The sequence below is a fragment of the Acinetobacter sp. CIP 64.2 genome, from assembly GCF_000369645.1.
Classification (GTDB): Bacteria; Pseudomonadota; Gammaproteobacteria; order Pseudomonadales; family Moraxellaceae; genus Acinetobacter.
This window is the reverse complement of record NZ_KB850122.1, coordinates 1,814,373-1,815,091: the sequence shown is the minus strand read 5'-3', so window position 1 is coordinate 1,815,091 and position 719 is coordinate 1,814,373. Positions and strand designations below refer to the sequence as shown.

The window sequence follows — 719 nt, the reverse complement described above, 5'->3', positions numbered from 1 at the left end:
GGCTTGTTGAATGGTGAGGCGGTGACTGCGACAGCAACAGATCCAGCAGGCAATGTGTCCTTACCAGGTACAGCCGTTGTGGATACGGTTGCGCCGATCGTTGCTCTGGACAATCTGTTAACCAATGACAGCACCCCGTTATTAACGGGTACGGTAAATGATCCAACAGCGAAAGTGGTGGTGAGCGTCGATGGTGTGAACTATCCAGCCACCAACAATGGCAATGGTACCTGGACGCTTGCAGACAACACCTTGCCAACGTTGACCGATGGTCCGCATACCGTGACCGTCACAGCGACTGATCCGGCAGGGAATGTGGGTACAACCACAGGTACAGTAACCGTTGATACGGTTGCACCGAATGCCCCTGTGTTACATCCAATCAATGCGGTTGATCCGATTACCGGTACAGCAGAACCAGGTTCAACGGTGAAAGTAACCTTCCCGAATGGCAGTACCGAACAGGTGACTGCAGACCCAGTAACTGGGGTGTGGAGTGTACCGAACCCGGGTGGCTTGTTGAATGGTGAGGCAGTGACTGCGACAGCAACAGATCCAGCAGGAAATGTATCCTTACCAGGTACGGGCCTTGTGGATACGGTGGCACCGATTGTTGCCTTGGACAATCTGTTAACCAATGACAGCACTCCGTTATTAACGGGTACAGTGAATGATCCAGATGCGAAAGTGGTGGTGACTGTTGATGGTGTGAACTATCC

Annotated in this window: 1 protein-coding gene; it reads left to right on the top strand. The window is 52.4% G+C overall.

Annotation, left to right across the window (positions count from 1 at the left end):
- A partial coding sequence (locus tag F895_RS02635) for an Ig-like domain-containing protein (RefSeq protein ID WP_005243749.1) occupies positions 1-719 on the top strand: 719 nt, incomplete at both ends.